Source organism: Streptomyces similanensis, from assembly GCF_039543625.1.
GTDB classification, from domain to species: domain Bacteria; phylum Actinomycetota; class Actinomycetes; order Streptomycetales; family Streptomycetaceae; genus Streptomyces; species Streptomyces similanensis.
In genome coordinates this window covers 16,704-39,685 of sequence record NZ_BAABKC010000122.1, presented here as the reverse complement: position 1 = coordinate 39,685, position 22,982 = coordinate 16,704, and the positions used below count along the sequence as shown (strand labels likewise).

Below are 22,982 nucleotides of genomic sequence, written 5' to 3'. Positions count from 1 at the left end.
GCGCCCACTGCGCATCAGTCAACGGCACACCCGGACCAACGACCGACTGATCCAAACGAAACTGCCTAGGCGTTTAAGTCGCAGTGCCGCCTGCGGGTGCGACCCTAGGACGCCGGCCGGGCGGCTCCCTGCTTCCAGCGGCCGCTCGGCAGTTCGTTCGCACACATCGCCATGGGTCGCACTCGCCTGTTACCGGCCGCTGTCGCCGGGCGCGAGGAGACTGGTCACCTCGGCGATGGCCTCGGCAGACGGTTTGAAGTACCGACGGACGTTCTCCACCTTCTTGTGCCGGGACTTGGCCATCAGCATCAGCTCGGACGCGCCCCGCTCACCGAGGTGGGTCAGGGAGGAGTGCCGGTACTCGTGCAGGTCCCAGCCGGTACCCGGGCCGGCCAGCGCGGTGTGCTGGTCCAGCAGCGCACGGGCCTGGCCGTAGGAGAGGCGGGCCAGGCCGGTATCCGGGCAGACGTCGCGGGCGGAGAGCACCTTGCCGGGGCCGGGGCGGCGGTGGGTGACGAACACCGGCCCGCGGGTGCGGCCCTTGAGCAGCCGGGGCAGCAGCCGGGCGGTACCTGCGTCCCAGAACACCGCCTCCAGCACGTACTCGGCACGGCTCGCGCGGCGGCGGCGGACCTTGGGCTGGGCGCCCTTGGCCTTCACCGGGCATCGGCGGCCGGCCAGGTCCAGCTCCTCGATGTTGACGTCCAGGATCTCTTCGGAGCGGGCGGACGTCTCGTAGAGCATCCGCCACAGTGCTTTCTCCCGCAGGTGGACGTCGCGGCGGGCGATCAGCCGGTCGATCGCCATCTTCGAGCGCACCGGGGTGTCGGAGGTCCGGCGGCGGCATCCGTTTCGCCCAGGCCGGGACCGCCGGGCCTTGGTAGCCTCGCTCGGCGCACCAGCTCGTCCAGGACAGCACCGCGCCGCGGCGGGCGTTCCAGGTGTTCACCGCCGAGTCGCCCCAGAGCAGTTCCAGCGCGCCGCCGACCTCGTCGTCCGCGACCGCGGCAAGCGGACGGCCCTCGCCCAAGTGCTCGGTGGTCTTCCCGAGGGCGATGCCGTAGTTCCGGACGGTGTTCGGGTTGGTCAGCGAGTCGAGGAAGGCGTCGGCCGCCGTCCGGACGGCCAGCGCCTTCCCGGTCGGCAGCAGCAGGCCAGACACCGGGTTCCCCTTGCCACAGATAACAAGGTCGCCTCGCGCAGCGGCCCGGCGACATCGCCGCAGGTCGTGATCGGCGATGCCGCAGATGCGTTATCTGTAGAAAGGCTTCGCGGCGGCCCGGTGCCGACGGACTGTCAGGTGCCCACCAGCGGCGATCCGGGCTTAGCGCACGATCTGGCACGGATGTTCCGACCGCCGCCAATTGCATCAGATGCGAACTCGCGACAGTCGGCGAATCTCCCGGAGAGGCAAGGGCAATCGCCCTGCGGACCTGCGGACTTGAGCGTGGTCTCCGGTGGTGACGATACCCGCGTCTCGGACCTCATCGTGGTCCACGTAGGGGGCCGACCTCGGACTTCTCCAGCGACTCGCATAAGATGCGGTTTTCTCGCATCCAATGCGAGTCACGGAGGGTGGTGAATCGGTGGGGTTCAACGGGTCGATACCGGGGGCGGCGAGGCTGCACCTGGTCGACGGGGTCGCCTTGCTGCGGCCCGAGGAACAGGTCTTCACGGCGATGCTGACTGGGTTCGCCAACCAGCAGCTCGCGCGGAATCTGGCCCGGACTACGGTGGAGGGCCGGGAGAACACAGTCAAGGCGCTCGCGGCCTACGTGAACACCTATCCCTGGCTCTGGACGCCAGCGATGGTCGACGAATGGCTCGGTGACCTGCGTTCACTGCGGGACCTGAAGCGCTCCACGATCCGCTCGTACTCGGAGGCCGTGCGGGCGTTCTGCCATTTCATCACCGATCCGCTCTATGAGTGGACGGCCACCTGTGAGGAGCGGTTCGGGACCCACCCGGTTCAGGTGGTGCACGAGTGGAACACCGCGGTGCACGTCCAGGACAACGAGGCGGACCCCAAGAAGCGCGCGTTCACTAAGGCCGAGCTGCACGCCTTCTTCGCGCACTGCGACGACGAGGTCGCCCGCATCCGGGCCTTCGGCCGCAAGGGCTGGCTGCCCGCCTTCCGCGACGCGACGCTGTTCAAGACCGCCTACGCCTTCGGAACGCGGCGCAACAAGACGCGGATGCTCGACGCCGCCGACTTCGGCCGCAACCCGCACGGCGGCGAGTTCGGCGAGTACGGCCGCTGCCAGGTCCGGTTCGGCAAGGCCAAGAAGGGCTCGCCGCCCAAACGCCGCGGGGTTCTGACCGTCTTTGACTGGACCCCGGACGTCCTGGACGAGTGGTTCACCGAGGTCCGCCCGCTGTTCGGCACCGACAACAACCCGGCTGCCTGGCCCTCCGAGCGGGGCCTGCGCATCGGCTGCCAGCGGCTCAACTCCCGCTTCATTGCCTATCGCAAGGCCCTCGGCCTGGATGACGGGCTCGACTTCCACTCTTTCCGCAGGTCCTACGTCACCCACCTGATCGAGGACGGCTGGGACCCTCGCTTCGTCCAGGAGCAAGTCGGCCACGAACACGCCAGTACCACCTCGCTCTACACCTGCGTGTCCTCGGACTTCCGCACCCGCACCCTGCGGCGGCATCTGGACTCCACCATCGCCGCCGCCCTCCAGACCCAGACCGGGAGGCAAGCATGAAACGCAAGGTCGGCTACACCTGGCGGCTGCGCGAGGTCATGGCCCAGCACCAGATCTTCACGGCCACCGACCTGGTTCCGCTGCTGCGCGAACGCGGCATCGACCTATCCGCCTCCCAGGTGCACCGCCTGGTCTCCGGCACCCCCGAACGCCTGTCGTTGCAGGTCATGGCCGCGCTCTGCGACATCCTGTCCTGCACACCGGCCGACCTGGTGGCCACCACCGCCGAGAACGCCGGCGTCCGCAAGACCGCCACCGGCGACCTCCCCAACCCGCCTTCGAACGTCGCCAAGCTCCGCCCCCGCGCGGCCCGCATCCTGCCCGACGCATGACCCGCCCCTACGCCACCGACGAACAGTACGAACGCTGGTTCATGGCCGATTGCTGCCGATGCGGTCTCCGCAGGCACAAGGCCGGCACCTGGCCGGACGGATACGTCTGCCGCACCTGTTCGGACCGAGCCGTCCGGACACGGGGCACCTGCCCGGGATGCGGCCAGGACCGGGCCCTTCCTGGGCTCCGTCCTGGTGACGGGGCTGCGATCTGCACCACCTGCGCCGGCTTCTCCCAGACCTTCGACTGCTCACGCTGCGGCTTCGAGGGCAAGCTCCTGCGCGGTCGGCTCTGCGAACGCTGCACGCTCACCGACCGGCTCACCGCGCTTCTCGACGACGGCACCGGCCGCGTCCGTCCCGCACTGGTCCCGCTGTTCGATTTGCTGGTGACGATGGACAAGCCCGGGAGCGGACTGGCATGGCTGGACATGCGCCGCAGGCAGCTGGGAAACGCTTCACAGTTGCTTCGCCGGCTCGGCTTGGGCGAGATCCCGCTCACCCACGATGCCTTCCACGAACTCCAGCCCTGGCGGGCGGCCTCCCATCTGGAAGAACTCCTCATGGCCTGCGGAGTCCTGCCTGCGGTCGACAAGCACCTCTGTTCCTTCCAGCGCTGGCTCCCCGGCCACCTGGCCGACATCGCCGAACCCGAGCACACCAAGACGATCAGGCTCTTCGCGACCTGGCACGTCCTTCCCGGGCTGCGGGCCTGCGCCGAGCGGAGCCACATCACACCCAGCATCCGACGCTTCGCCAGCGAACAGATCAAGTACGCGACCGCCTTCCTGCAATGGCTCGGCGAGCGGAACACCACCCTCGCGTCATGTGGCCAGGTCGACATCGACGCCTGGTTCGCCGAGAACGCCGAGCACGCCCGCACCCGCCTGAGAGGCTTCCTCAACTGGGCCATGCAGGGCCGTCACTGCCGACGTTCCCTGGCCATCCCCGCAATGAAGATCTCCTGTCGGCCCGCGCTGAGCGAAGACGAACGCCTCGCGGCCCTGGGAAGTCTTCTGACCGATACGGAGATACCGATGCGACTCCGCGTTGCCGGAGTCATCGTTCTCCTTTACGCACAGCCGCTGAGCCGCGTCGTCCGGCTCACCCTCAACGACGTCATCCGCGACGGCGATGCCGTGCTGCTACGACTGGGCGAGCCGCCCTCGCCCGTTCCCGCGCCGGTCGCCGCCCTGCTGCTGGAGCACATCACGAACCGCGGCAACATGAACACCGCCACCAACCCGGCGTCCCGCTGGCTCTTCCCCGGCCGCCGGACCGGCCAACCGCTCGGCCCTAACCACCTGTCCGCGCTCCTGAACAAGGTCGGAATCCCGATCGCCGCCGCCCGCGGCGCCGCCATCCGGCAGCAACTCCTCGAACTTCCCGCACCCGTCGTCGCAGATGCTCTCGATTACCACGACAAGACCACCAGCCGCCTCCGCAACGAGACCTGCGGAACATGGAGCCGATACGCCCCAGGAGATCACGCAAGGTCACCAGCGGGCTGGGTTCCTCGGGGAACCGGCGACACGGTCCAATAGGGGCCCCGTAGAGCGGCCCCTGAGTCGGACACACCTGGACCCATGAAATTCCGTCGCATAGCGGCACTGAAGGTCGATAGCCTTACTCTCTTCGTCTCCCAGCGGAGCCACTGTCTAGGGGATCTCTTCGTGCCGCAGACCGCCAACGGCCTGTTTCCGGTCGCCGATACCGACCGCCACTCCAAGGGCCGCCAGAAAATGCACGGTTTAGCCCTGTACACCAAGCGTGTGTGGGAGACCTGCCGTTCCTTCGACACATCCCTGTGTAAGGGGCCACAACCGGACTCTGAGCGCCTCGCCTTGGACATCGCGCCCGCACTCGCGGCGATACGCACCCTAGACCTCGAAGTCATCAGGAACGGCCAGTGCCCTGCTGATCAGCAACAGTACCTGGACCTGCAGGACACTGATCCCCAGGGGCGGGTTGTGCGCGGGCTGGTCCTGCCCCGCAACGCCGACGTGCATCTGCCCGCTGCTCTCGACGTCCACCCCGAAATTGCACTCGGGGACGTCTGCTGGAGGGTCGTACCCGTTTGGCAGCCATACACGTCGCTTCCCCACATCATCCGGACCAGCACGGGCACCAAGCCGAGCAGCCACGCCGCGTACCGCGACGCGGTCGGCGGCCACCGCGTGGTTGAGACGCTTCTCGAAGCGTTTGCCTTCTTCCAGCGCTGTGATCCTTCCCTCGCTCGGCGCGAGCCAGGGACCGGTGCGCTGTCGTACTTCCCGCTGGCAGGCCCTATGGTCGCCCTCAGTGACTACGAGCGGCGCCACCCTGACCACCTCAACCGGAGGGAGATGGCGGCGAGAGCGCTTCAGCTTGCCCAGAACGGGCCGCCAGCCGGACCTGGCCGGGAGATCCAGTACCGCCTCACCGTCAACGGCACGGTGCTGTATTACGGCTACACCGGCCCCCAGCCCACCATGTGGGACTTCACCGAGCCCGGCCAGCAGATTGTCCGTGACATCCAGGCCGGCTACCCCTACAGCGTGGTGGACGCCGCCGGTGCACGGCACACCGTCACCGTCGGGGCGGACGGGCAACTGCACGCAGACGGTCAGATGCTGGAGCACTGTTCGCTTCGGAACAAGCCAGTGTGGCTGACCGGGTTGACAGTGACGGATCCGGAGGACGGTCTCTGGTACTGGGACCAGCGCCGGAGGGACGAGTTGCCCGCTCTGCGGACAGAACTCGGCCTATGAGGCTCCGAGGCTGACACTCCTTCCTTCGGCTCACGACGAACACCAGGCGGGTCGTTGCCCGGAGCCATCCACTAGCCGAACCTGTGTCTCGGCAGAACGTGAAGCTGAAAGCCGGAGATCACACACGGTCACCAGCACGGTGGTATACGCATGGAACTGACGACAGTCGAATACGCGAGCCCACCAGTATCGAACCCCCGTTCCCTAACCCAAGCCTCGCTCAGTCGTCAGCCAAACACTCAGAGCCTCAGTCGCTCAACGCATTGACTCACTGGTCACACCCAAAGTGACCTGGTGTTCCCTCTTCTGACGGTGCGCAGAAGGAGCCGTACGAGGAGAGCTTGGAGCTGAACCGGCTGGTGCTGCTGGACGAGGTACCGGCGAACGCGGAGACGTGGCCGCAGGCGTGCGCCTTTCGCCTGGCGGCCGCCCGAGGCGTGCGTGGGGTCGTCGCGCACAGCGCCCCCGAGCCCAGGACGCGCCTCACCGCCCATGGCCCCGAGCTGATCTTTCCCGGTCACTACGGGACGATCTACCAGGCCAAGGGGATGGACTACCTGGGCAAGACGCACCCGCGGCGCCTGACCATGCTGCCCGACGGATCGGTCCTCCACGACCGCGCGATGTCCAAGGTCCGCAACGGCGAGCGCGGCCGCGGCGGAGTCGAGCGGCGCCTGGTCGCCCTCGGCGCCCGCCACCGTGGCGAGGGCGAGTCCGGCCGGGAGTGGCTGGAGGAGGCCCTGCAGGCCGTCGGCGCGCGGGTCGTGTCCCACGGCGGCAACCACAAGTACGCGGCCTACATCGGGCCGCGCACCGGGCGCCGGCTCACCTCCACCTCCTACCCGTCCCCGAAGGCCGACCAAGGGGGTGCGGCCGCATGAACGCCGTGTCCCGCACCGGCGGCCAGGATGTCGAGCTGGTCATCAACTGGGGCCTGGGCGTCGACTCGACCGCGTACCTGGTGAAGATGCTGGAGGACCCGTCCGCCCACGGAGTCGATCTGGCCCGCACCATGGTGCTGCACGAGCTCACCGGGGACGAGTGGCCGGCCACCCGCGCCCACGCCTCTCAGTACGTGCTGCCGCTCCTGCGCGAGCACCGGGTCCGGCTCGTTTAAGTCGCCCGGGCCAGCCGCGCGTTGGAGATCGCGGTCATGGACGACTCCCGCCAGCCCGCGCGGATCATCGAGCGCGGGCCCGGGGCGCTGTGGGACGAGTACGAGTCCAACGGCACCGTTCCCCAGCAGGGCGGCATTCGGCTCTGCAGCTTGCATGCCAAGGGCGAGGTCGGTGACGCGCTGATCGCCCAGGAGATCGGCGACCGGCCGTTCAGGCAGGTGATGGGGTTCAACGCCGACGAGGTCAGCCGCAGCCGCCGGGACGAGGCCGCAAGCAAGAACCCGCTGCGCCAGGGCGTGTATCCCTTGATCGCTTGGGGGTGGGGGCGCGAGCGGTGCGAAGCGTTCCTGTACGAGCGGTTCGGGGTGCGGTGGGAGAAGAGTTACTGCAGCTTCTGCTGTTTCCCGGTGTCGATGGGGGCCATGGAAGCGCATCTGGACCGGATGCGCGCCCATCCGGACATCGCCGGACGGGCGCTGCGCCTGGAGTACACCTCCGTCAGCCTCAACCCGCAGGCGAAGCTGTTCGGCCGGCGCAGTCTGCTGGAGCAGTTCGACCCCGACCGGGCCGCCGACCGGCCCGTGCTCGCCGCGTTCGAGGAGGAGCTCGCCTGCCCGTGGGCGCTGTACCACGTGCGGCGGATCCTGCCCGTCGCGAAGGCGGACCCGCCCCGGCGCGGGCGGGCGATGCGCTCGGTGGAACGGGTCGACGTGGGCCGGGCAGCCGCTCTCGGCCGCAGGCTGCAGAGCGTCTCGGAGCGGCGCGGCGTCCCAGTCGAGGTCGACGAGCGCTACGGGCGGGTGCGGGCCTGGGTCCAACAGCGCGGACCGGCCCTTCCGACCGTGGAAGAGCTGATGGTCACCGCTCCGTTCCAGGTCCGGGACAAGAAGATGCCGCACTTCGAACGGGAGTGGGCCGCACACCGCCGCAGCCGGCTGTGACGTGCTCTGGGTGCCGGCGAGATTGACAGCCACCCACCAAGAGCGTCATATTGATTACGCGAAACTAGCGGCAAAAGCGGTGGGCGGCGGAAGGCACCCTCTCGCGAGGGTGTCGGCCCAGGGCGGCAACCCCGACCGAACGTCCCGCCGACCACCTTCACCAACTCGACTCGCCCACCGGCGCGTGAGCGCCGGAGGAACAAAGAGGAGCAGGCCCTCAGTATAGGGCCGCGATCCGAACCGGAGAATGCAATGATGTCCAAGGCCCTGAACCCGCAGCGTCGCGTCGTCGGCGACCGTGCCGTGGTCAACCGCGACTGGATCCGCGAGTTCACCGGCGCCAGCGTCGGCACCGCGGCCCGCTGGTACAAGGTGCGCCTCGAGCAGCCGGAGGAGCACCGTCACCCGGAGAAGGAGCGCATCGACGGGACCGACTTCTACGACGAGCAGCAGTTCCGCGACTTCTACACCTGGTTCCAGCAGGAGAAGGCGAGCAAGGTCCTCAAGGCCGACCCCGAGCTGTACCAGGCCGACCCGGAGGATGTCGTCTCCATCAACACGGCTGCCAAGTGGCTGGGCTTCAACGGAGCCTCGGCCATCCGCAAGTACCTGAAGGACAACCCCGACTACTTCCCGAAGCCCCTCGCCGAGCCGGTCGAGGGCCCGACCGGCCGCATGATCCCCGGTTTCCGCGTCGGCGACCTGCAGGACTTCGACAAGAAGCGCACCGGGGACAAGCTCGGCAAGGCCGGCCGCCGCCCTGGGCCCCAGGCCGACGCGGCCGTCGGCCGGCCCTCCGCCCTCGAGGAGGCCCTCGCGGCCGAGCTGAGCGCCCACGCCGGCGGTGAGCCGCTCACGGCCACGCAGCTCGCCGAGCAGTACGCCACCGAGGCGATCGACCGCGACGGCTACCACCCGGGGCTGGCCGCGGAGCTCAGCGTGCAGTACGGGGGACCGCAGAGGTCTTGGGAGTACGTCGTACGCAACGCCCTCGAGCACCGGCCCGCGGCCGCGCCGGCCCGCTCGGAAGCCGACCGGCGGGCGGCCGTCGCCCTGGCCGCCCTGCGCGAGCGCGGTGACATCCGTGGACTCGCCGCATCCCTCGCCCGCGAGCACGGCGGCAGCCCCGACGTCTGGTCGCGCGCGGTGAACGCGGCGCGAAGGATCGCCGACTCGACGACTGATCACCCCATGCCGAAGGACGAGTCCCGATGACCAGCTACCAGCTCCGCGACACCACCACCCGCCGGCTCCTCGCGCGCGACCTGGCCGACTACGCCGCGGCCGAGACCGCCGTGGACCGCCTCGACGACGAACTGGAACACGATCTTGCGGCCAACGGCGAAGGCGCCGGCCGCATCCGGATGCGCCTGGACGTCGAGCGGGTCACCGACGGCGTGACCGAGGCCGTCGGCCACCACATCCTGCTCCTCGGCGTAGACGACGCGCCTGACCTCCTGCCCGCTGTGTGATCGCCGCGCGCGAGAACGCGTGCCGCCGACCACCGACTACCACCACAGGTAGCGCCGCCTCGCGTGCCGCGCAACGCCTGCCTGTGGCCCCCGGTCCGCCGGGGGCCACAGCTGTGAGCAGGGTTGCCAAGACGGAAAAAGAGCGTATAATTGATTTTAATTTTCAAGCGGCAACCTGAAGCGGTCACCACTCTCGGAAGTCTCTGTGGGCCAGGCGCGGCAACGCCCGGCCGACAGGTCACCAACTCAGCTCACCAGGAGACGTCGCGCATGAGCAGCAGCCTGCAGCTCGGTCTGTTCACCACCGAAGAGGGAACCGACCCCATGACCTCCCTCGTCCCGGACGAGGTCGACATCTACATCCTCAATCTCTCGGGCGGGAAGGACGGCCCCCGCGCCGCCGCTCTGGCTCTGGACGCTGCGCGCGCCGCTGGCGTCGAGGATCGGGTCTACACCATCCATGCCAGTCTCGGTCCGTTGGAGTGGCCCGCCGTCACGGTCGGCGGCGTCCGCTACCCCGGCAGCAGCGAACTGGCAGCCCTTCACAGCCGGGCCCTGGGCGTGCCTCCCGAGCGGCACATCGAGGTCCGGCGGGCTCGTGATCTGGAGGGCGAGCGCGTCCCGTACGACCTGTTGACGTACATCGCCGAGCGCGGTGACTGGCCGTGGAAGGGTGTGCTCCCCTGCCGCAGCGACTGGAAGACCGGCCTCATCTATGGTGCCTTCAGCTCCATGGTCCGGGCCCGCAAGAAGCAGCTTGGCCGTCCGGTGGTCTGCGCGAACGTCCTGGGGATCAGGGCGGATGAGAGCCCGGATCGCAAGAAGCGGCCTGCGTTCCGTACAACGACGGACAACACGGCCCGGGGCGTCCACGAGTGGTCTCCCGCCCATCAGGTGACCACCCAGGAGGTCAAGGACTGGACGGACGAGCAGGGTCTTCCTCACCAGTGGTGCTACGACTCCCACCCGGGCGCGGGCGCTTGGCAGGGATCCAGCCGTTGCTCCTGCTCGCTGTGCGTCCTCGCCTCCCAGCGGGACCTGCTGCTCGCCGTGAAGCGCCGGCCGCGGCTGGCGGAGCTGTACGCCCTCGTCGAACGGGTGCGGGGCGTCCCCTTCAACCCCAACACCAGCATGGCCGAGTTGATCGAGCGGGCCGCCCGGCCGGGAGCACCCGATCCGGGGGTGGTCATCGAGGACGAAGGACCCGAGTTCGACGCCCTGGAGAACGCCGTCGAGGCCGCGCTGAAGAAGCCCGCCAAGCGGGCTCGCTACATCCGCCCCGGCACCTCGGCGGACGCCCTGCCCGGCAGCTGCGACGGCTGCGCAGCAGGGAACCCCACCGCCGCCGCGGACCAGGAGGCGTGACGTGTACACCTCTGGTCACTTGTTCAGCGGAGGCTGGGGCGACGGCCGCGGCTTCATGAACGCCGGATACGCCCCGCGCTTCGGCGCCAACCACAACCCGGCCGCCGTCGCCACCGCGCGCGCCAACGTCCCGGGCCTGTACGTGCGCGAGGCCGCGATCCAGACGATCGACATGCGCACCCTTCCCTACGCGACCGCTTGGTCGGCTCGCCGATCTGCCGGGAAGCCACCCCTGCAGGCGGCAACTCCAAGGCCCGCGTCCAGGAAGAGTTCGATGTCGGCGAGGGCAAGGTGGCCAAGCCGAGCCGGTGGGAGCAGACCCGGATGACGGCGTGGGAGCCGATCCGCTACGCCGACGTCCACGGACCGCTGGCCTACGTCGGTGAGAACGTGCCGGGTTTCTTCACCAACAATCCGAGGATGTTCGACGCCTGGTTGCGCGTGTGGGACGCCCTCGGGCCCCACGGCTACCACCCGACGATCGCCTGCGTGAACTCCGCGCACATCGGCGTCGATACGCCGGACGGGGTCCTCGGCCAGGTCCCGCAGTACCGCGACCGGCTCGTGTGGGTGCTGGTCCGCAAAGACCTCGGCGTGGTGCCAGACCTTCGGCCCAGGCCGGATGCGCTTTGCCCGTCGTGCGGCCTGGTCAAGGGCACTCAGCATTGGCCCGGTGTCAAACGCGGCCGCCGCATCGGCGGGTACCTGCGCCGCAAGCCCGTATCCGGGCGCCCATCCACGGCGAAGCAGTCGTACTACTACGTGTGCCCGACACCGCGCTGCCATATGCGCGTGGAGCCGGTCATGCGCGGCATCGGCGAGGTCCTCGACATGGACGTGCGAGGCCACCGGTTCGGCGACGGTCGACAGGACCGCAAAGAGTTCGAGGCGTACTCGGCCGCGGCCCGCGCCCAGGTCGAGAAAGGACACAGGAAATTCGGCGGCAAGCCGTTCATCGTCACCCGCCGCAACCACGGTCGGCCAACCCCGCTCAACGAGCCGATCGGAACCGTCACCGCGCAGGGCGGCGCCCACCACTATCTCGCGCGCCCCGCCGCGAACTTGGACATCGACGAGTGCGAGTACCGGCCCCTGACCGTCGTGGAGAACGCCCGTGCCCAAGGCTTCCCCTCACACCACGTCTTCGCCGGTAGCGAGGGCGACCAGAAGCTCCAGGTCGGCGACGCCGTGCCAGTCACCGTCGCCACCTGGGCAGCACAGGAGACACTGAAGGTCCTGCCGTCGTGACGGCAGGTCGGCCGAAGTGAGCCGGCCATTCAGGCAGGCACGAGAGAGCGCGGAGCCCAAGGCGAGTCCTGGGGCTCCAGTCTGTGTGTGCCGGCCAGTCCGTGTGCCGTACGGAGCGGCAACGGTCAACGTACGGACCGCCAGCGGCAACGGACTCGTTGCGCAAGTCGGTGGAGCAGGCGCCGGAGGTCCGCCCACACCGCCCGTCCTTCGAATCCGATCAGCATCCGTGCTCCCCTTGACTGAGCTGCTGGTGTCGGCGCCGTACCGCCTTGGTCCCTGGCCCGCTCATACGCGTCGGGCGAGCGGGGCGAACAGTCCGTCGCCGGGCCAAAGGTCTTGTTCGGCCACGAGGCCGGCGAGGAACACATCGACCTCGGCCAGCACGGCGGCCCGCTCGGCGGCCCCGTAGACGATGAACTCGTCGGCTGCGGCGTCGAAGGCGCGCACCTGGCTGTCCGGACCGATGCAGACGAGGGCTCGCGCGATCTCGGGCAGGCCGAGGCTGAGGGCATCGCAGTCCCCGGATTGGACGAGCTGCAGCAGGTCGATGGTGACGCGCTCCCAGTCGCCGACGGTCGGCCAGTCGGCGCCGCCGTTCAGTTCGTGGGTGAGGGTGGCGAGCGGAATGATCTCGCCCGGCTGGCGCCCCTGGGTGAGAAGGTCGTGGATGCGGGCGCCGTCGGGCTGGAGGGCCTGCGGGTGGAGCAGGGTGTCGGCCGCCACCACTGTGGTGTTGATCTCCTGGGTGCCGGGGCCGGGGTAGTACGGCTCGTGCGCGAAGAGCAGATAGACGCCGGGGGTGCGGACAGCCGGAGTGGGTTCGGGCTGGGTCATGACGAGGGTTCCCTTCAGCGGTGATGTGCCAGGCGTGTGCTGAGGCGTCGGGTGAGTTGGCGGCCGGACGCCGGGCGGGTAGGGGCCCAAGGGCCGCTCAGGTTCGCGGGTCTGGTCCGTGCCAGCTGTACCGTCCTGGGCGGTGGTGCGCTTCAGGAGTTGGGCAACCTGGTCGGCGAGTTGGAGCATCAGCCGTTCGCGGGCGATGAGGTCGGCTGAGGCCGAATGGGGGTCCCGGGTCTGGAGCAGGTCCGCGGCGTCCCACATCAGGTGTTGGCCGATCTCGGCCGAGCGGCGCAGCTCGTAGCGGTCGCTGCCAGCGGCGGCCCGGACGAGCGAGGTGTGCAGGGCGGCGAGGCGGTGCATGTAGCGGACGGCATCTTCGCCTTCGACGCTGCGCACGTGTTCACGGGCCCGAGCGTCGAGTCGGCCGGTGAGGTGCTCGGCGAGTATCGGAGCGAGCAGCATCGCCGGGAGGGCGATGTCGACGGGGACGCCGTAGCCGATAGCGAAAAGGCCGACGATCAGGCTGAGGAGGGCGACCGCGGCGGCGGAGAGCCGCAGGAATCCGGGGACGGGGTCCAGGGTGATGCGCTGGGCGGGCCGCCTGGTCAGCCAGCGCAGGGCCAGCCGCTGGGTACGGGTGGCGGCCGGGGTGAGCACCCCGATCTGGTGGGGAGTCTCGGGCGGGAGGCCGTCACCGGGGACGGTCCACGCGATCCAGCCCCAGGGGGTGCGTTCGTGGACGAGCACGAGTTCGCACACGGCCGTGCAGGTACTGTCGCGGACGTGGCCGGTCCGCAGGGCGTGGGAGTGTTCCTTCTCCCACTGCCCCGGATCTCCGGTGAAGGGACGCGCGTGGTGCGCCGCGGTCGGCGGCCGGGTGTGGAGCGTGTCGGTCACGGGCTGCTTCCTTCCGGTTGGTCGGTCAAAGCGGAGGCGCACGTGGTGCAGCGGCCGTCACCGTCGGGGTGGGCTCGCCGGGGGGTGGGGCCTGGGCAGGTGCGGCACGGCGGCCAACCGAGGCAGGCCGGGCAGAGGTCCTCGCCGGGGGCCGTTCCGGGAACGCCGCAGCCGACGCATTCCACGAGGGCCCGATAGGTGAGGGCCTCGCTCACCGACCGCGCGGCGGCAGAGCTGGTCGACTGCGGCGGCGGGACGTCCCAGGCGGGTGTGTCGTGGCGGTCGGCCGCGATGGCGGGCGGCGGGTAGGCCTGGGCAGCGCGCAGGCGGGCGGCGATGATCGCGCCGACCGTAGTCCGCACCGGATGCGGCAGGGGCCGGGCAGCGATGACGTGCCACAGCTGCTCGCGGCTCCAGCCGGACTCCAGCATCACCGTCACGACGCGGCCTTGATCGGTCAGCGCCTGCCCAGTCAGCAGCAGCTCGGGGCGAGCCGCCCCGAGTTCGAGCAGCAGCAGGATCCCCGGGTGCATCTCATCCGCCACGGGCGCGGCTGGCGGAGAAGTCGGCATGATTGGCTGGCCCGTCCGTCCAGGTGTTCGCGACGGTTCGCCGCCGCACGGACGGAGGGGTCTGGTGTTCTGCTTGTTGGCCTTCTTTCTCTTGGTGTTCTTAGTGCCGGGATCAGCCAACGTAGGCTCAGCCAATCTTGGAAAACCCGACTCTGGTTGCGACCTGGGGTTTGCAAGCCGGGCAGGTCGGTGATGAAGTACAGCGCCTGGCCGAGCGTGCCGTCGGGGTTCCGCTCGCGGGTGCGGTAGAGGAATCCGTGCCGCTCCAGCTGGTGAAGTCCGGTGGCGACCGCGTCGACGCCTTCGCGACCGCGGCGCACCAGTTCGGCCACCGTGACCTGCCAGCCGTCCCGGTGTGTGCTGACGTACCCGAAGATTCCCTTCGCTTTGAAGGACAGCTTCGGGTCGCGGAAGAGGCCGTTGGCGATCTGGGTGAACTGGTCGGCCGCCATCACCCCCCGCCGGATCCCCGCTCCGAAGCCGACGTCGTGTTCGTCTTCGATCGCGAGGGTGGACGTGGCTTCCAGCAGGGCGACGTCGAGGGTGACAGGGCGGTCGGTGATCGAGTAGACGACTTCGCCGAGCGTTCCGTTCGGGCGCCGCAGGCGTTCGCGGATGAGGTAGCCATACCGTTCCAGTTCCTTCAGACCGGCCCGGACCGCCTCCCGCCCGTCGGGCCCGACGGCAACGAGGTGGGCGAGGGTGACCTGCCAGCCGTCCCGGTGTGTGCTGACGTACCCGAAGATTCCCTTCGCTTTGTAGGAAAGCCGGCTGTCGCGGAACAGCCCGTTGGCGATCTGGGTGAACTGGTCGGCCGCCATCACCCCCCGCCGGACGCCTGCCCCGAAGCGGCTCACCGCCGTGCCCCTGAAGCGGGCCGCGCGTGGTGGCCAAGGCAGCGCACCGGGCCCGTCGAGGTAGGGCGGTCGGCTGACCCGGGTGCGCGGGCGTGCGTGTGTTCCATGTCGTCAGCTCACCCGCCGACCCCGACCACGCTGACGGCCACGAGCCCCGACCATCGATCACGATCCGGCAACGGAGCCGTCTAGCTGCCATGGTCGGGCTCATGGTCGGGCCGACCACGCACCTTCAACCCGGACGCTCAGCAATTGCGCAGCCGACTGCGCAGCCGTGGACGGGCGTTGCGCAATCGGGCTGCGCAACCGGCCTGGGGATCCTGCGCAGTCGAGTTGTGCTGGGGCCACTGCGCAAGCCGGCCGGGCTTCCTGATCTTCTCTTGCGCAGATCCGTCTGGCGCACTGCGCAGGTGTCTGTCGCGGCCCGGCCGGCGTCCGTCTCGGCATCGGGGTCCGGGCCCTGCAGCCGGGCGGCAGGTGATCGCACAGCGGTCGCCGGTCCGGGGAACCGCGCCGGACGCGATGGCCTGCCGTCGGCTCCAGGCTGACCCGTGGTCGGGGTCATGGTCGGGCCGACCATGACCCCGACCATGGACTTCGTGTCCCCATCGTGACCATGGTTGGGGGTTCATGGTCGGTGGTCGGATCGGGGTCGACGGGTTTTCTCGAGGTCAGCAACATCCATTCTGACCTGGGAATTTGACCATGTCCCCTGGCAAGCAGGCCTCACCGAGCGAGGCCGCTGCTCCGATGGCGGCCGGCGCCCGGCTGGAGGCGATGCGCCGCCGCGTACGCCTCTCACGCGTGGCGGTCTGGACCGTCATCGCGGCCGGCCCCATCGCCCTGTGCGTCGCCGTCGCCTCCACCCCGACCACGGTCGCGGCGGCCCCCGCGACCAAGCCCACCGCAGTGCGCACCGCGACGGCCGTCACCGACCCGGGCGGCTATGCGCAAGTGTTCATCAGCGCGTGGCTGCGCAGCGACGCGAACGACGAGATGAGTGCGCAGGCACGGCTTGCGCAGTCGATGGCGCCGGACGTCGAACTGCCCGACCCGGCCGCCGATGCGCAATCGGCGCCTCAGTCCGCAGTGCGCAGCGCGGCACCGGCGCGTGGTCGGTGGCGGTGGCTGCGCAATACGGCAACGGATCGGTGCGGTACTACGCCGTGCCGGTGGCCTTCGACAGCACGGGCTCCTCGTTCACGGTGCCCGGTGCGCCCGGCGTGGTGGCCGGCCCGGCCCGGGCCGAGGTTCCGAAGTCGTCGTACACCGTGACCGTCCCGGAGGGTGGTCTGTCGTCCGCGGTCGGAGAATTCCTCACCGCCTATCTGACGGGTGCCGGCGAGGTCGACCGCTACCTCGCGCCCGGTGTGAACCTCACCGCCGTCTCCCCGGCCCCCTACACGGCTGTTGCCGTCCAGCAGGTGTCCGCCGTCGACGAGGCCGCGGCCGCCGAGCAGGTACTGGCGGACGGCACGAGGGTGCGGGTCCTCGCCTCGGTGGAAGCCCGCGACGCGACCGGCCGGTGGCCACTGGCGCACGAGCGCACGCTCAAGGCCCGCTCGGGCCGGTGGGAAGTCGCCGCGCTGGCGTCCGGGACTGCTCAGGACGGGGGTGCCCGATGAACACCGTGCACAGCCTGATGCTCGCCGGGCAGCTGGACGATCTTGGCAACTCGTGGATCAACATGTTCAAGGAGTGGGCGACCAAGGGGCTCCAGGCTGGTCTGATCTGCCTCGTCGTCGTCATCATGATCCAGAAGTTCAGCCTCAAAGCGGGGATCGGAGCCCTGCTGCTGATGGTGTTCGCGCTCGGTCTGTACAACTCGCGCAACGAGCTGGCGAACATGTTCACGCTGCTGGTGATGTGCGCCTCGAACACCGCGGGCCGCGTCCAGGCGAGGCTCGCCCAGCTCCAGGCCGCGTTCGATGTGTTCGGCGGCCGCTCCCGGTGGGCCATGCGCGGCTGGCGGCTGGGCCCGTGGCGGTTCGGCGCCGACCACTGGCCCACCCGGCACGGCTTCGAGCGCCGCTGGAATCAGGGGCACTGCCAGCCGCCCCGCGCGAACTGGGTCCGGCTGGATGAGCTGACCGGGCTGCTCAAGCCGCCCACCGCGAACTGCCGCCTGCCGGTGCTCGCCGGTGACCTGCCGACCTTCGCCTTCGGCGAGTCCGAGTTGCTGCTGCAGGGCATCTACCGGGGCCCGGACGGCCGGGAGCGGCTGGTCGCCACCTACGCCGAGGAGACTTTGTTCGAGGTCGGGGTCGGCAAGACTGGCGGCGGCAAGACCGAACGCGCCCTGGCCCAGGCGATCGGATGGGCGCACGCGGGCGGCGGGCTGATCTTCGTCGACCCGCACCGCGGCTCCTGGCCGCGCGCCCTGCCGTTCCTGGCGCACGACACCCTGATGCCGCGGATCGCACTGGTCGACCTCAACGGTCTGGGCCCCAACTCGCGGGTGAGTTCGTGGAATCCGCTCGCCATGCACCAGGGCCAGACGGCGCACGAGGTCGTCGAGGCAATCGCCGACGCCTACGCCTCCGCACTGGCCTGGGACGACGCGACCGCGCCGCGTGCGCTCACCATCCTCACCGCCGCCCTCACCGTCCTGGTCGCCGTCAACGAGGCGGCCTGCCAGGCTGGCCAGCCCGAGGACCAGGCAACGATCTTCCACGTACGGGCCCTGCTCACCGACACCGCGTTCCGCAAGGCAGCCCTCGCGACGGTGGCGGGCCGACTGGACGAGGAGACCCGCTCCTGGTGGCAGTCGGTGTTCCCGACCCTTCCGCCCGACGCGTTCGCCGTGGTCCTCAACCCGATCGCCCGGCTGGCCGCCAACCCGGTCACCCGCGCGTTCCTCGGCCAGCCCGTCGGTGTCTACAACATCCGGGCGGCGATGGACTCCAAGATGATCGTGTGGGTGTGCCCGGGCGGCAACGGGCCCACCGACCGGCTCCTGACCGCGCTGCTCGCCCGCGATCTGCTGCGGGCCGCCCGCTCTAGGCGGGACACGCCCGAGGAGAAGCGGGTGCCGTTCCGCCCGTACTTCGACGAGCTGATCACGCTGACGGGCGCGGCCCCGGAGACCATCGCCGCGATGTTCGAGGATCTGCGCAAGTACCGGTGCCACATCCACGGCATGACCCAGCTGCTGGCCCGCCTCCCGGCCGCAGTGCGGCTGTCCCTGGTGCAGAACGCGTCCACGCTGGCCACCACCGCCGGGTCGAAGTCGGCAGTGGCACCGATCACCGCCGAGTGGGGCGACAACCCCAGCCCCGACCGGGTCGCCACCATGGACCGGTTCGAGCACTACGTCTCCATGAACGTCCACGGTCGGCGCATCGGACCCATCCAGCTGCGCGGTCCCCATCTCGACGACCTCTTCGCCGCCCAGGCCGGCCCGCGGGAAGTCCCCGCGCTGGAGCGGGCCGCCCAGGCCAACGCCGGAGCCCTCCCCCTGGACCAGCTCACCGACCGCGCCGCGCAGCAGCTCGGCCGCGTCACCGCATTCCTCGCCGCGCACTACCCCGCCGGCGCCGCTGTCCACCTGTCGAAGGAAAACGAATGGAAATGACCGCTGCCCAGCCCAACGACCGTACGGCGGCGGGCTTCACGCCCAGCCCCGCGGAGCCCCTCGCGCACCAGCTCCTGGCCACCCTCGCTCAGCACCGCATGGCCTCCACCGGCCAGCTGCACGTCCTGCTGCGCCCCGACCGCTCCCGCCAGTCGGTCTCGGAGCGGCTGAACGATCTGCTCGACGAGCGCCTGGTCGACTTCGCCGTGCTGCCGCAGTCCCACCGCACCCGGGTCTGGTACCTCACGCCGAAGGGTGCCCGCCTCACCCGGGACTGGCCGGCGCTGCGGGGCCGCCCGCCGTATCCGATCACCACAGCGACGGCCGCCTCGCTGAAGACCCCCCACACCCTGACCGTCCTGCGCACGCACCTGACCTTCGTCGCCGATGCCCGCCGCCGCGGCGACGAGCACGGACACCTGGACTGGACCCCCGAGGTGTTCCACGCGATCGGTGACGGAGAGAAGGTCGTCGCCGACGCGGTCATGCACTACACCCTCATCGACGGCCAGCAACGGCGGAAACTGAGGGCGTTCGTCGAGGTCGACCGCGCCACCATGGGCGCCGAGCGGCTGGCCGCGAAACTGATCGAGTACGCCCGTCTGTGGGCGTACGAGCCGCAGCCCGTCGGCCGGCGCCGACAGGCGGGCGGGCCCGGCTGGCTGCGCTGGTACCCGGTGTTCCCTCGCATTCTCTTCGTGCTGACCGGCGCCGGACGGCAGGCGATGGACAACCGGATCAGCGACCTCAGGGCCATGGTCGCCCACCACCCGCTCGTGGCTGAGATGGCCCGCGAGGTGCCGCTGGGAGCAGCCGTCCTCGAGGACATCGAAGAGCACGGGGCCACCGATGACGTGTGGGAGCCGTTGGCTGGCGGCAAGCCCCGCTCCTGGACCGAGCTGTGACACCGCATCAGTCGCGGGCGGCCAAATGTCGCAGCCTTGCAACTGCTCCGGAAACCACTTGAGCCTTGCTCACGCGAACGAGTAATTTACTGCTGCACAGCAAGGTGCCGACGACTCAAAGACACCCTGCCTGCACGGACTTTTGGGGATGCCAGATGACACAAGCGACTGGCGCAATTCGCAGCAATGAAGGAAGCGAGGCGGAAGTGTGGCCCCTGCGGACGCGGGCCGTCTCGCACATCGGGAGCGCTTGCGTGCTCGAAGGAACCGGCGAATTCGACCTGGACGACCTGCACCTGGTCCGCGGCCGGTTCCCGGACCGGCACGTGACGCTCGACGGTGACGTGACGTGATCACCGTGTGGCCCACGCTCCCGCCCGTCCGATGACGATGCTCCCGCCGCCCGCCTGCCATCGGGGCCCCGGCGGCCACGCAGCCTCCTCCCGTGCGGACTCCTCACCGAAAGGACGCAGTTCCATGCGCACTTGGACCACCGCGACTCTGGGCAGGCACCTCGCGGCGCTGGCGATCACGGCAGGGCTGATGCTCGGAGCGGCGGCCTGTTCGGACGGCAGCCCGCAGCAGGACCGCGCGCTGGCGGCCGCCTCCGATGCCGGCAGCTCCGCTCCACAGGAGGGGCGGGCCGGCACACCGCTGGCCGAACTTCAGGGGCAAAACGGTCTGGCGCTGATAATCACGTCTGCCGAGCGGGACCCGGCCGGCTATCTCACCGTCCGTAGTGCCCTGAAGAACGACGGGGCCGAACTGACCGTCGTTCCCGCAGAGCTGCGCGGCAACGAGCTCGAGGTCCTCAGGACCGGCCCGTCGCTGGCCGGGGCGACTCCCGTCGAAGGCCACGTCAACCGGATCAAGATGCTCAAACGACAGATGTACGGACGGGCCTCAATCCCACTCTTACGCAAGCGAGTCCTCCTCGCATGACGTCCCGTCACCGCTTCACGGAACTCTTGGCAGAGCCTAGGGAGACGCCTGATTCGTCGAGGAAGACGATCCAGGCACGTGTGTTCACGGCCCCCTTTTTGATGCGCGGCCACTCGTGCGCGATCCAGCGGGCGATCTCCGACTAGTCCCGCTCGACCGCCCGCCGCTCGGGCCGTTGCAGGCTCCATCCGAGCCGGCCGGTCAGCAGCCGCCACATCGACGCCCTCGACAGCACGACCCCCGTTGCCCGGGTGACGACCGTGCCGACTCGTTCCAGAGTCCACAGGTCGGCCTCGAAACCATGAGCCTGGGCACCTTGCTCCAACGCGGCCCGGACCCTCTCGACCTGGGTGTCGTCCAGCTTGGGCGGGCGTCCGGTGGCCGCACGCCGCGGGGCCGAAGCACCGCCTTGCTCCCACACCCGACGCCAGCGCCGCACACTCTCGCTACACACCCCTATGGCCCTCGCGATCTCCGCGTTGGAGACGCCGTCCTCGAACAACTCGACTGCCCGAACACGCCGTGCATCCGCCAACTGCGGCCGTGACAGCGGAGGAAGAGAGGAGCCTGCAGTTGAGGGGGAAGGTCGATAAGCTACCCAGACATCCTTCCACCCACACACCCAGCACACCCACCGAACTTACGAAAATTTCAGTAGGGGGGCGGGGGTCAGTTCACGACCTGGAGCTCGCCGACGCGGGCGCTGGTGGTGCTGAAGCGGGTCTCGGTGAAGGTGCCCGCGTCCGCGAGGCCGCCCTCGGCCTGCCAGGTGATGGTCCAGGTCGAGGTGGCGGTGACCGGGTAGCGTCCGCTAGGCTGGCCGGTACTGATCCGGGTGTAGCGGTGGCCGCAGTCCGGGGAGTCGCTCATGCCCGCCGCCGCAGAGTACGCCGTGCCCGGACCGGCGCAGGTGACGGTAGCTCCGTCGCCCATCTCCCAGCGGATCGCGGTGACACGGGCGGTCGCCCTCACCATGACCCGGCCCGCGCTCGCCCTGGCCGTGACCGGACCATAGGTGGTCGGGGTTGGCCGGACCCACAGCCACATCGGCACACCGACCGTGTACCGGCCCACCGACCGCGGCGAGACGATCGCCGGGCCGTCCAACCGCATCGCGTCCACCGCCCGGCGCGCGACAACCTCCGGATCAACCGCAGGCGCAGCCGGGGCAGGGCGTGCCCTGTCCCCGACCCAGACCACACCGATACGGCCCGTGTCCGGGCATACGACGCGGTAGGCCGCTCCCTTGCCTCCTTGCCGCCTGCCTTCCTGCATGGCCAGGTTATCTTCAGGAGGCTGGGGAACGACTTTTTCGTAGAGGCACTTCGGTGGGTTCGAGTCGTCCGGACGCGGGAAGTTGGCGGTGGGCCCGCCCTTGGCGGGTCTGCCTCTTCCTGGTGTGCTGCTGCTGTCCTGGGCGCAGACCTGTACGTACATCGACGACCCCTCGCACAGTCCCGCGCTGGGGCCGTCCTGGGCGTGCGCGACAGGAGCGAGCATGATGACCGAGGCCACCGTGGCCGTCGTTCGTCTCAGCACGGGCCACCCTGGGTGGTGTCGATGTCGGTCACCAGCCAGCGGCCCGACCAGCGTTCCGCTTTCGCGGTCGCCATGTAGTGCAGCGGCTGGGCGGACGGCAGCCGGATCACTTTCTTCGCCCGGACGTCGTACGTCTGGTACGTGGAGAGGTCGACGCAGTCCGACAGCGAGGCCGTAGGGATTGTGGCCTTCAGGTCAAGGCGCGTCACTGTGGCGTCGTGGCCGATTCCTCCGCGCACGACCGTCCCGGCCTCCTTCATCCGGTATAGGTCTAGATCGATCTTCGACAGAGCGTTCAAGGTTGCGTACTTTTCAAGCCGGGTGCCCTTCTTCGAAGCCTTCTGGTATGCCTTCGTCTGCTCGGTCGTCATACCGTCATATGCGGCCAGGACCGCAGCTTTTTCCACTGCCTCCGGGTTCGTGGGCGTCGGCGCCGTCGCACCGATCGTGTCCCGCGACCGGGCCGGTGTCGGGAGTGCCTTCGCCTTCCCGTTCCCGTCGCCCTGACCGCACCCGGCCAGCAGCCCGGCGAGAACTGCCGCGCCGGCCAACGACGCCCCCGTCCGGCGGGCGCGTGCTGTCAGTCCCATACCGAGTCCTCATCAGCCGCCATCACATCAGCCCTCACTGTAATGGAACAGCCACTCAACGTCACAATCCAGGTAGCCGAGCCCTGACCACAGGCCCGACCACCACCCGTCAGCACCCCGACCACAAGACCGACCATCGCAGGTCAGAGGCACTTGACTGGCCGGCGGCGTATTGCCTGTCGAGGACGGTCAAGGCGAGGTGTGATGGCTCCTGACAGGCGTAGCGGGGATGCACTCGAAGCTGGGTCCCAGCAGATGCCCGCTTGGCTCCAACGCCGCATGGCGCGGCGGGGGTCATGGAGGGTGGCGAGGCGGTAGGCACGCGT

General features: G+C 69.6%; 22 protein-coding genes and 3 pseudogenes. 17 read left to right on the top strand and 8 right to left on the bottom strand.

Annotated elements, in window-relative coordinates:
- Positions 1-189: 189 nt before the first annotated feature.
- Positions 190-1,183, bottom strand: a pseudogene (locus ABEB07_RS33735) (tyrosine-type recombinase/integrase).
- A 403-nt stretch (positions 1,184-1,586) separates the two neighbouring features.
- On the opposite strand from ABEB07_RS33735, the gene ABEB07_RS33730 reads away from it, so the two are divergent.
- The 10 genes from ABEB07_RS33730 to ABEB07_RS33685 all read left to right on the top strand — a co-directional run bounded on the left by ABEB07_RS33730 (position 1,587) and on the right by ABEB07_RS33685 (position 10,689).
- Positions 1,587-2,711, top strand: coding sequence for a tyrosine-type recombinase/integrase (locus ABEB07_RS33730; protein WP_345671833.1), 1,125 nt, complete (start codon positions 1,587-1,589; stop codon positions 2,709-2,711).
- Positions 2,708-3,043: a helix-turn-helix domain-containing protein gene (locus ABEB07_RS33725; protein WP_345671832.1), complete on the top strand. Its 336-nt coding sequence runs from the start codon at positions 2,708-2,710 to the stop codon at positions 3,041-3,043. The genes ABEB07_RS33730 and ABEB07_RS33725 overlap by 4 nt, the downstream gene beginning before the upstream one ends.
- Positions 3,040-4,587 carry a hypothetical protein gene (locus ABEB07_RS33720; protein ID WP_345671831.1) on the top strand — a complete coding sequence of 516 codons (1,548 nt, stop codon included), beginning with the start codon at positions 3,040-3,042 and terminating at the stop codon, positions 4,585-4,587. Before ABEB07_RS33725 ends, ABEB07_RS33720 begins: the two co-directional genes overlap by 4 nt.
- Positions 4,588-4,716: 129 nt before the next feature.
- Positions 4,717-5,793, top strand: coding sequence for a hypothetical protein (locus tag ABEB07_RS33715; protein WP_345671830.1), 1,077 nt, complete (start codon positions 4,717-4,719; stop codon positions 5,791-5,793).
- A gap of 341 nt (positions 5,794-6,134) precedes the next feature.
- Positions 6,135-6,674, top strand: coding sequence for a hypothetical protein (locus ABEB07_RS33710; RefSeq protein ID WP_345671829.1), 540 nt, complete (start codon positions 6,135-6,137; stop codon positions 6,672-6,674).
- Positions 6,671-6,910, top strand: coding sequence for a hypothetical protein (locus ABEB07_RS33705; RefSeq protein WP_345671827.1), 240 nt, complete (start codon positions 6,671-6,673; stop codon positions 6,908-6,910). Before ABEB07_RS33710 ends, ABEB07_RS33705 begins: the two co-directional genes overlap by 4 nt.
- A gap of 36 nt (positions 6,911-6,946) precedes the next feature.
- A complete protein-coding gene (locus ABEB07_RS33700; protein ID WP_345671825.1) occupies positions 6,947-7,852 on the top strand; it encodes a hypothetical protein in 906 nt (301 codons plus the stop codon).
- A gap of 255 nt (positions 7,853-8,107) precedes the next feature.
- Positions 8,108-9,067 carry a hypothetical protein gene (locus ABEB07_RS33695; RefSeq protein WP_345671824.1) on the top strand — a complete coding sequence of 320 codons (960 nt, stop codon included), beginning with the start codon at positions 8,108-8,110 and terminating at the stop codon, positions 9,065-9,067.
- Complete coding sequence (locus ABEB07_RS33690) at positions 9,064-9,324, top strand: hypothetical protein (protein ID WP_345671822.1); 261 nt, start codon at positions 9,064-9,066, stop codon at positions 9,322-9,324. The genes ABEB07_RS33695 and ABEB07_RS33690 overlap by 4 nt, the downstream gene beginning before the upstream one ends.
- Positions 9,325-9,594: 270 nt before the next feature.
- Positions 9,595-10,689, top strand: a complete 1,095-nt coding sequence (locus tag ABEB07_RS33685; RefSeq protein ID WP_345671821.1) for a phosphoadenosine phosphosulfate reductase — start codon at positions 9,595-9,597, stop codon at positions 10,687-10,689.
- 15 nt (positions 10,690-10,704) lie between these two features.
- Here the strand turns inward: ABEB07_RS33685 and ABEB07_RS33680 are convergent, their stop codons facing one another.
- Entirely contained in the window at positions 10,705-10,863 is a 159-nt protein-coding gene (locus ABEB07_RS33680; protein ID WP_345671820.1) for a hypothetical protein, read from the bottom strand.
- A 24-nt stretch (positions 10,864-10,887) separates the two neighbouring features.
- Here ABEB07_RS33680 and ABEB07_RS33675 point away from each other — a divergent pair, with 24 nt between their 5' ends.
- Positions 10,888-11,937, top strand: a complete 1,050-nt coding sequence (locus ABEB07_RS33675; RefSeq protein ID WP_345671819.1) for a DNA cytosine methyltransferase — start codon at positions 10,888-10,890, stop codon at positions 11,935-11,937.
- A 288-nt stretch (positions 11,938-12,225) separates the two neighbouring features.
- On the opposite strand, the gene ABEB07_RS33670 is transcribed toward ABEB07_RS33675, so the two are convergent.
- Genes ABEB07_RS33670 through ABEB07_RS33660 form a run of 3 tightly spaced genes read right to left on the bottom strand, consistent with a single transcriptional unit; the run spans position 12,226 to position 15,106 of the window.
- The gene (locus ABEB07_RS33670; RefSeq protein ID WP_345671818.1) at positions 12,226-13,677 is read right to left on the bottom strand and encodes a hypothetical protein; all 1,452 of its coding nucleotides are present in this window, start codon (positions 13,675-13,677) and stop codon (positions 12,226-12,228) included.
- Positions 13,674-14,210 carry a hypothetical protein gene (locus ABEB07_RS33665; protein WP_345671817.1) on the bottom strand — a complete coding sequence of 179 codons (537 nt, stop codon included), beginning with the start codon at positions 14,208-14,210 and terminating at the stop codon, positions 13,674-13,676. The genes ABEB07_RS33670 and ABEB07_RS33665 overlap by 4 nt, the downstream gene beginning before the upstream one ends.
- Positions 14,150-15,106 (bottom strand): hypothetical protein, encoded by a 957-nt coding sequence (locus tag ABEB07_RS33660; protein WP_345671816.1) that lies wholly within the window; start codon positions 15,104-15,106, stop codon positions 14,150-14,152. Before ABEB07_RS33660 ends, ABEB07_RS33665 begins: the two co-directional genes overlap by 61 nt.
- Before the next feature lie 1,124 nt (positions 15,107-16,230).
- Between ABEB07_RS33660 and ABEB07_RS33655 the strand changes: the two genes are divergently transcribed.
- The 5 genes and pseudogenes from ABEB07_RS33655 to ABEB07_RS33635 all read left to right on the top strand — a co-directional run bounded on the left by ABEB07_RS33655 (position 16,231) and on the right by ABEB07_RS33635 (position 20,527).
- Positions 16,231-16,731, top strand: a complete 501-nt coding sequence (locus ABEB07_RS33655; RefSeq protein ID WP_345671815.1) for a conjugal transfer protein — start codon at positions 16,231-16,233, stop codon at positions 16,729-16,731.
- A pseudogene (locus tag ABEB07_RS33650) lies at positions 16,728-16,958 on the top strand (hypothetical protein); the annotation flags it as partial. The gene ABEB07_RS33655 and the pseudogene ABEB07_RS33650, both read left to right, overlap by 4 nt.
- Positions 16,959-16,961: 3 nt before the next feature.
- Positions 16,962-18,680: pseudogene (locus ABEB07_RS33645) on the top strand (type IV secretory system conjugative DNA transfer family protein); the annotation flags it as partial.
- Positions 18,671-19,585 carry a replication-relaxation family protein gene (locus ABEB07_RS33640; RefSeq protein WP_345671814.1) on the top strand — a complete coding sequence of 305 codons (915 nt, stop codon included), beginning with the start codon at positions 18,671-18,673 and terminating at the stop codon, positions 19,583-19,585. The pseudogene ABEB07_RS33645 and the gene ABEB07_RS33640, both read left to right, overlap by 10 nt.
- Before the next feature lie 477 nt (positions 19,586-20,062).
- The gene (locus ABEB07_RS33635) at positions 20,063-20,527 is read left to right on the top strand and encodes a hypothetical protein (protein ID WP_345671839.1); all 465 of its coding nucleotides are present in this window, start codon (positions 20,063-20,065) and stop codon (positions 20,525-20,527) included.
- Between the two features lie 142 nt (positions 20,528-20,669).
- Here ABEB07_RS33635 and ABEB07_RS39350 read toward each other — a convergent pair whose 3' ends face one another.
- On the bottom strand, positions 20,670-21,149 hold the full coding sequence (locus ABEB07_RS39350) for a winged helix-turn-helix domain-containing protein (RefSeq protein ID WP_425589128.1): 480 nt from the start codon (positions 21,147-21,149) through the stop codon (positions 20,670-20,672).
- A gap of 47 nt (positions 21,150-21,196) precedes the next feature.
- The gene (locus ABEB07_RS33625; protein ID WP_345671813.1) at positions 21,197-21,397 is read right to left on the bottom strand and encodes a hypothetical protein; all 201 of its coding nucleotides are present in this window, start codon (positions 21,395-21,397) and stop codon (positions 21,197-21,199) included.
- On the opposite strand from ABEB07_RS33625, the gene ABEB07_RS33620 reads away from it, so the two are divergent.
- A complete protein-coding gene (locus ABEB07_RS33620) occupies positions 21,396-21,542 on the top strand; it encodes a hypothetical protein (protein ID WP_345671812.1) in 147 nt (48 codons plus the stop codon). The genes ABEB07_RS33625 and ABEB07_RS33620 overlap by 2 nt on opposite strands.
- Before the next feature lie 517 nt (positions 21,543-22,059).
- On the opposite strand, the gene ABEB07_RS33615 is transcribed toward ABEB07_RS33620, so the two are convergent.
- A complete protein-coding gene (locus ABEB07_RS33615; RefSeq protein ID WP_345671811.1) occupies positions 22,060-22,656 on the bottom strand; it encodes a hypothetical protein in 597 nt (198 codons plus the stop codon).
- Positions 22,657-22,982 lie beyond the last annotated feature (326 nt).

Coding starts and splice junctions, on each gene's coding strand:
- ABEB07_RS33725 (WP_345671832.1), top strand. CDS start 2,708: ATGAAACGCAAGGTCGGCTACACCTGGCGGCTGCGCGAGGTCATGGCC.
- ABEB07_RS33720 (WP_345671831.1), top strand. CDS start 3,040: ATGACCCGCCCCTACGCCACCGACGAACAGTACGAACGCTGGTTCATG.
- ABEB07_RS33705 (WP_345671827.1), top strand. CDS start 6,671: ATGAACGCCGTGTCCCGCACCGGCGGCCAGGATGTCGAGCTGGTCATC.
- ABEB07_RS33700 (WP_345671825.1), top strand. CDS start 6,947: ATGGACGACTCCCGCCAGCCCGCGCGGATCATCGAGCGCGGGCCCGGG.
- ABEB07_RS33695 (WP_345671824.1), top strand. CDS start 8,108: ATGTCCAAGGCCCTGAACCCGCAGCGTCGCGTCGTCGGCGACCGTGCC.
- ABEB07_RS33690 (WP_345671822.1), top strand. CDS start 9,064: ATGACCAGCTACCAGCTCCGCGACACCACCACCCGCCGGCTCCTCGCG.
- ABEB07_RS33685 (WP_345671821.1), top strand. CDS start 9,595: ATGAGCAGCAGCCTGCAGCTCGGTCTGTTCACCACCGAAGAGGGAACC.
- ABEB07_RS33680 (WP_345671820.1), bottom strand. CDS start 10,863: ATGTCGATCGTCTGGATCGCGGCCTCGCGCACGTACAGGCCCGGGACG.
- ABEB07_RS33665 (WP_345671817.1), bottom strand. CDS start 14,210: ATGCACCCGGGGATCCTGCTGCTGCTCGAACTCGGGGCGGCTCGCCCC.
- ABEB07_RS33640 (WP_345671814.1), top strand. CDS start 18,671: ATGGAAATGACCGCTGCCCAGCCCAACGACCGTACGGCGGCGGGCTTC.
- ABEB07_RS33635 (WP_345671839.1), top strand. CDS start 20,063: ATGCGCACTTGGACCACCGCGACTCTGGGCAGGCACCTCGCGGCGCTG.
- ABEB07_RS33620 (WP_345671812.1), top strand. CDS start 21,396: ATGCCCGCCGCCGCAGAGTACGCCGTGCCCGGACCGGCGCAGGTGACG.
- ABEB07_RS33625 (WP_345671813.1), bottom strand. CDS start 21,397: ATGAGCGACTCCCCGGACTGCGGCCACCGCTACACCCGGATCAGTACC.
- ABEB07_RS33615 (WP_345671811.1), bottom strand. CDS start 22,656: ATGGGACTGACAGCACGCGCCCGCCGGACGGGGGCGTCGTTGGCCGGC.